Genomic DNA, 6050 nt, shown 5'->3' on the forward strand with positions numbered 1-6050 from the left:
GTCTAGGGGTGTCTATTCTTGAATGGTTGTCTCTCTGACCAGCCGTTGCAGCCGCCTGACTGATCCTCTGCCCTTCTGATTTCCCGCCCGCCCTCTGGGCCGGCCGGATGACACCAGTAAGAAGGCGACAGGCAAGCAAGTGGGACCGTATTCGTCAGGAAGCGGGCGCCTGATCCTTCATAGCGTGGGCTGCCCGGCCAATTCGCCGGGAGGCCAGACGCGTCCTCTCTAGGGGTCAGAAGGTGGCCGCCGGCCTGTGGTCAGACAGCCAGCCAAGCTCTGAGGGGAGGCCAGCCATGCACGCAAGGCAAGCAACAAGCGATGAGGCGACAGAGATGCTGGTCGAGCAGAAGCTGAACGCCTTCGCCCGTTTGCGCCCCGAGTTTGAAACTTCCTTCCTCTTTGTGCAGCAGGTGCAGGGTCAGGAGCGCTTCGCGAGCTTCCCTGTTGAAATGACGGTCCGCTATTTCCATGCCCTCTGGATCTGCGAGTGCAAGGATCGCCTCCTGAGTGTGCCCAAGACTATCGAACGCTATGAGGGCGAGCGCTGCCTCCAGCTCCTGCGTGCCTGGCAGGAAGAAGGTGAAACCGCCGAGGTCGTCGCTTTTCTGCAGCGGCGGCTGGATGCCATGCCCTTTGCTGATCTCACCCGCCAGATCCAGGTGATCTATCGCCAGGCCCAGGGAGAGCAGGATGTGTTGCTGCCTCGCCTGCGACATGGGCGAGCTGTGCTGCTCAATCGTGTTATGAATCTGTTGCATGCATTAGACGCGATCTTTGCCCTGGACGAGGAGACCTTACAAGAGCAGGTACGTCAGGCTTGTCGACGCTATGGCCACGAGCCAGCGCAGATCGAGGCTCAATTGGCTGAGCTACGCTCGCCGCTCTATGCTTACGTGCCTCATCGTCTCCTGGCCCGCGAGAATATGCTAGTGATGAATCGCCTGGGAAGCAGCGCCTGTGCCGATCGGGGGCGACGGCGCTGGGGAGAGGCTCGTCCCGAGGCGGAGGCGGGACCACGAGCCTTGACCCTGATCGACGGCTATCAGGACCTGACCTCGACGCGCAATCCCCTGCGCATGAGCCGCATGGTGAGTCAGTTGGTCGGCACTAGCCTGCCACTGGCTACAGGGGCCAGTTGAGCACTTTCATTCCTCCTGCTTGCTATCATTCGGCCTCATCAGGCCTGGTCCGGCTTGGCGAGAGGCCGGGAGAGGTGAGGCTAACTCTTTAATGATGTCGCCCGTCCCGGCTTCTCTCCTTCAGCTCTGCCTCATCCAGCGACTGGAAGATCAGGCCATCTGCCGACTCATCTTCACTGGCGCTGATCTGTCTGCCACTCGCTCCGGCACCGGCAGGCGCTGGCCCAGCTAAGGCGCTGAGCACTCGCCCGATGAGGGACAGAAGCAGGCTATAAAAGATGGTCGTGGCAATGGTGCCGAAGAGAAAAGCTAGTGACCACGCCAGGTCAGACCAATTCATCTCGGCCATGCGCACGGACAAAAGGCCCTGTGGGGCACTGCTGAAGCCGCTGTAACCAGGTGCCATGATTGCCTGGATGAGATAGTGATAGGTCGTCCAGAGCAGGTATGCCTCCGCTGCGGCAGTAACCAGTCCAAGAACGAGAATGAGTCTGGCGGCAAGTTGACAGAGCCGCGCCATTTTTCCTTGAGCAAGGAGGTCTTTCCACATAGGTTGTGTGCTTCCCTTCCAGGAGGGAATAGGAGAGGCCGCCCGGTCCTGCTCAGGAGCTACTAGCTTACCGCTCGCTTCGCGCTGCGGGAAGCCGCCAACCTGCTCAGCTCTCCCTGGCTGGGCCGTCTCTTGCTCCATAGGCCTACTTCCTCCAATGTTGGTGAAACCCTGCTGCTCTCTAAAGTGATGTTTCTCGCGCGCCAGTAGGTCCACTGGCTGCGTCGCCTGCTCGATCGGCGTAGTTATAGTATAGTACACGCTTCAGGAGAGTGGTTCCCCTCCTTCACCTTTCTCTCCCCTCTTTGTTCCTATCTGGCTACGAGTCTGATCCGCCTGCCCAGTCATACCCAGCCTGCTCCCGGCGCTTCCCTTGACGGGCCTGCTGTCGGGTGCTATCATCCCTCTATCAGCCTTATGCATATAAGGATAATCGTCACAAGGTGGGTAACCAGAGAAGAACTGAGACAGAAAACAAGTATGAAGAGTACGGAAGGCAGAAATAGCGCAGGAGACGTGCCAGTCGTAACGGCAGCTGAGCTGGAGAAACAGGGTCGTCGCGCGACGGAGGATCTGCCGGAGCAGGGAGCCACGCTGACGGCTGAGGCTGCCGAGTTATATGCGCGCTTCTTCAAGGTGCTCAGCGATCCGACGCGGTTGCGTCTGCTGGCGCTGCTGCTAGAGGCGCCGGCTCAGGGACGCACAGTGAGCGAGCTGGTGGCGGCCCTGGGAGCGCCGCAGGGGCGCGTCTCGACGCATCTTGGCTGTCTGCGCTGGTGTGGCCTGGTGCAGGCAGTCCGTGAGGGAAAGTATGTCTATTATCGCCTCTGTGATGAGCGTATTCGCCTGCTCCTGAGCACCGCGGGCACCCTGCTGCAGGAGCATATGGCTGGTATTGCTTCTTGTGGCGTGATTCGCTAAAGGAGGCTCTGCTTGCTGGGTTGGCCTTCTCGCTGGTTAGCAGCCTGAGAGAAGCGAAGCGGCCCAATCCACTGAGCGTGTAGACTGGGCCGCTGCTGTGGGCGCGTCATGTTCTGACCGTGTCGGTACCGGTTGGGCTTGAGCACTCGGTCGTAAAGAGGGGAAGGGAAGCTATCTGTTGATCCGCGCTACTGATAGCAGCGGATGGAAGGCAAGGCTCGGCCTTGACGATCAAAGAGAGTCAGATTGTCCCAGGCATCACCAGCCCCTGGTTCCCAGCCCACGCCGGGTATCCAGGCCGATTCCCAATAGACCAGCCCGCGCCCGCGGCCCTGAGGCACCTGCTCCACAATCGCCCGCACGGCCCGAATATAAGCGAGCTGGCCCTCGGGTGTGGGAGGATAGCCCGGCAGGAGCGTTGTCTGGGCATTGACGATATTCGGCTCGCTATCGCCATCGGTCAGGGTCCAGGGATAAGCCGTTTCTACAACCACCAGATCCTTGCCATAGCGTGGCGCCAGATCGTTGAGATTGGCCTGTAGAGCTGAGAGTGGTCCATGCCACCAGGGATAATACGACAGGCCAATCACGTCGAAGTCCACGCCCTGGGCCAGGACATGGTCGAAAAAGTAGCGACTGCCGGCGTTATCACCGCCGCGGTCGATATGGATCATCACCTCAATCGCGCGGCTGGTATCGCGCACAGCGGCAATTGCTGCTTTGAGTAACGTTGCGAACTGAGACCAGCGCTCTGTCCCATTGACATAGATCTGCCCCTGGGGCCAGAGCATCCCTGCCGTCACCTCGTTGCCCGTCTGCACCATCTCTGGCAGCGTTCCCTGGCGGGCCAACGCTCCCAGCACCGAGCGCGTGTAATCATAGACTGTCTGGGCCAGTGTTGCCAGATCCTGGCCCTGCCAGCTCTGTGGGGTCGTCTGATGACTGGGATCGGCCCAGAAATCTGAGTAATGGAAATCAAGCAAGAAGTGCAAACCAGCGGCCTTGATGCGGCGCGCCATAGTCAAAATGTGCGGCAGATCGTTGTAGGGAATCGGTGGCTGGACCCACAGTCGTTCCCGGATAAAAGTTGCGCCGTGGCGGGCCACGATCTGCTCGGCGGGCAGAATGCGACCCTGGTCGGAAAAGCGCTTGCCGACATCCTCCAACTGTTGCAGCGTCGACAGATCATGACCCAGCACGCGTGGACGACCACTACCTGCCTGCCAGGGAGCAGGCAGCGAAGCGGCCAAAGCTGCCGGTAGTCCGCTGCTGAAGGTCAAGCCGCTGGCCAGAGTTGTGGCCGCCGCCAGTTGGCCAAGGAAGCGCCGGCGACTCAGACTCAATCTGCGTGCCGTGAGCGTGCATGGCTCATGCCGATCATCAGAGAGAGACATCTGCTTCTCGCAATCCATTGCTGCCTACCTTCCTTGCGGGACATACAATCAGACGGTGGAGATACCATCGGAGCTGCCGAGAGCGAGCGCACGCTGGAGGCGCCTTTCTCCCTGGCAGCATTGCCTCCAGCAGCCTCCACCGCTACCGCCTATCAGACCAGGCCAGTCGTGCCCGGCAACAAGTTCCTAAGAGCGCAGGCTACCAAACGTCAGCCCCCCTTGCCAGTAGCGCTGCAAGAAGAGAAAGCCGATGATCAGCGGGATCACCGAGATCAGCGAGCCGGTGATCACCAGCGTATAGAGGATGCGCGACCCACTGAAAGCCTGAGACAACTGGTTCCAGTTAGCCAGGCCAACGGTCAGCGGATAGTAGGCCGGATTATTGGTCACTACCAGGGGCAGGAAAAAGTTATTCCAGGTGCCCACGAAGCTCAACAGCAGAACAGTCACAAAACCGGGAGCCAGCAAGCGTAAGGCAATGCTCCAGAAAATGCGCCACTCGCTGGCGCCGTCGACACGCGCTGCATCCAACAAATCGTCAGGGAGGGCCTGCTCGGCATAGACGCGCATGAGATAGACCCCAAAAGGGGTCACCAGCGAAGGCAGAATGATCGCCAGTGGAGTATTGACCAGGCCGACCTTGCTGAGCAGCAGATAGGTAGGAATCGCCAGGGCTGTATTAGGGACCATGATCGTGCCCAGGATAATGGCAAAGACCAGCTCACGCCCGGGAAACGAGAGCTTGGCGAAGGCATAGCCGGCCAGCGTAGCGATGAGCGAAGCGCCCAGAGCGCTGACCACCGCATAATAAGCCGAATTCGTCAGCCAGGTCAGAAAGATCCCATTATCGTAGGTAAAAACATCGTGCAGGTTCTCTAGCAGATGGAAGTCCGGGGCAAACCACAGCCCGAAGGTTGAGAACAGCTCGTCGTTCGTCTTGGTTGCCGAGACCACCAGCCAGAAAAGCGGAATCACAAAGTAGATCAGCATCAGCACCAGGAAAAGCAGCACCAGACCGCGCAGCGTCCAGCCCTGGCGTCGCGCCCTCAAGCGAGTCGCTGACTGCTTTCTGGTGGCCAGACTGCTAACTGGAAGCGATTCACTCTGAGCCATCAGCGTTGCCCCCTGCGATAGGTCACCAGCATAAAGATGTAGGAGAAGACGAAGACCACGGCGCCGAGTACAAACGAGACGGCCGCGGCGTAGTTATACTGCTGGTTCGTAAAAGCCAGATTGTAGGCGTACAGGTTCGGCGTATAGTGGTCCTGGATCAGATTGGGCACAATCGCAGCCATGATCTGCGGTTCGTTAAAGAGCTGCAGGGTGCCGATAATCGAGAAGACTACTGTGAGCACAATGGCCGGGGCAATCAGGGGAATCTTGATGCGGCGCGCGATCTGCCAGCCACTGGCACCATCGACACGCGCGGCGTCGTAGAGTTCCGGCGGGATGGCCTGCAGAGCTGCATAGAGGATCACCATGTTGTAGCCGGTCCACTGCCAGGTCAAAATGTTCGCGATCGATGGCAAGAGACCAACAGCAGTCAGGAAAGGCGGCGGGGGCCAGTGCAGCAGCTCTGCCAATTGGGCAAAAGGACCGATGTGGGCGCTATAGAGGTAGCCCCACAACAAGGCGCCGATCACGCTGGGAATCGCATAGGGGAGAAAGTAGCCCAGACGAAAGATCGTCTGTAGACGTACAATCTGGCTATCGAGCAGAAGAGCTAATAAAAGAGCTAGACCTAACATCAGAGGAACCTGAGTAAACAGGAGCAAGAGGACATTGCGGACTCCCTCCCAGAAATTGCCATCGTGCACCACCTCTTGATAATTCACCAGGCCCACAAAGGTGGTGCCGCCGATCAGGCGCTCCACAAAGAAGCTGGTCCAGAGTGCGTAGAGCAAAGGCACCAGTAAAAAGAACGAGAAGAGCAGCAGGAACGGGAGCAGGAATAGATAAGGTATGATCACATGGCGGCGCCAACGTCGCCAGAGCCGCCAGGCACTGGAGGCGCCGCTAGCGGCGGGAGCCAGCTCCTGCATC

The 6050-nt window shown here is 59.2% G+C and carries 6 protein-coding genes; 2 read left to right on the plus strand and 4 right to left on the minus strand.

Going from position 1 to position 6050, the window contains the following annotated elements; genetic code table 11:
* Nucleotides 1-296: 296 nt before the first annotated feature.
* Nucleotides 297-1142, plus strand: a complete 846-nt coding sequence (locus IRZ24_RS15545) for a hypothetical protein (RefSeq protein ID WP_297165903.1) — start codon at nucleotides 297-299, stop codon at nucleotides 1140-1142.
* Nucleotides 1143-1230: 88 nt separating this feature from the next.
* On the opposite strand, the gene IRZ24_RS15550 is transcribed toward IRZ24_RS15545, so the two are convergent.
* Complete coding sequence (locus tag IRZ24_RS15550) at nucleotides 1231-1833, minus strand: hypothetical protein (RefSeq protein WP_297165905.1); 603 nt, start codon at nucleotides 1831-1833, stop codon at nucleotides 1231-1233.
* 375 nt (nucleotides 1834-2208) lie between these two features.
* Here IRZ24_RS15550 and IRZ24_RS15555 point away from each other — a divergent pair, with 375 nt between their 5' ends.
* Complete coding sequence (locus IRZ24_RS15555; RefSeq protein WP_297165908.1) at nucleotides 2209-2613, plus strand: metalloregulator ArsR/SmtB family transcription factor; 405 nt, start codon at nucleotides 2209-2211, stop codon at nucleotides 2611-2613.
* A gap of 188 nt (nucleotides 2614-2801) precedes the next feature.
* On the opposite strand, the gene IRZ24_RS15560 is transcribed toward IRZ24_RS15555, so the two are convergent.
* The 3 genes from IRZ24_RS15560 to IRZ24_RS15570 all read right to left on the minus strand — a co-directional run.
* A complete protein-coding gene (locus tag IRZ24_RS15560; RefSeq protein WP_297165911.1) occupies nucleotides 2802-4025 on the minus strand; it encodes an arabinogalactan endo-1,4-beta-galactosidase in 1224 nt (407 codons plus the stop codon).
* A 168-nt stretch (nucleotides 4026-4193) separates the two neighbouring features.
* Nucleotides 4194-5120, minus strand: a complete 927-nt coding sequence (locus tag IRZ24_RS15565) for a carbohydrate ABC transporter permease (protein WP_297165914.1) — start codon at nucleotides 5118-5120, stop codon at nucleotides 4194-4196.
* A partial coding sequence (locus IRZ24_RS15570) for a sugar ABC transporter permease (protein WP_297165917.1) occupies nucleotides 5120-6050 on the minus strand: 931 nt, incomplete at its 5' end. The genes IRZ24_RS15565 and IRZ24_RS15570, both read right to left, overlap by 1 nt.

Origin of the sequence: Thermogemmatispora sp., assembly GCF_019683755.1 — a bacterium.
Taxonomy (GTDB): Bacteria; Chloroflexota; Ktedonobacteria; order Ktedonobacterales; family Ktedonobacteraceae; genus Thermogemmatispora.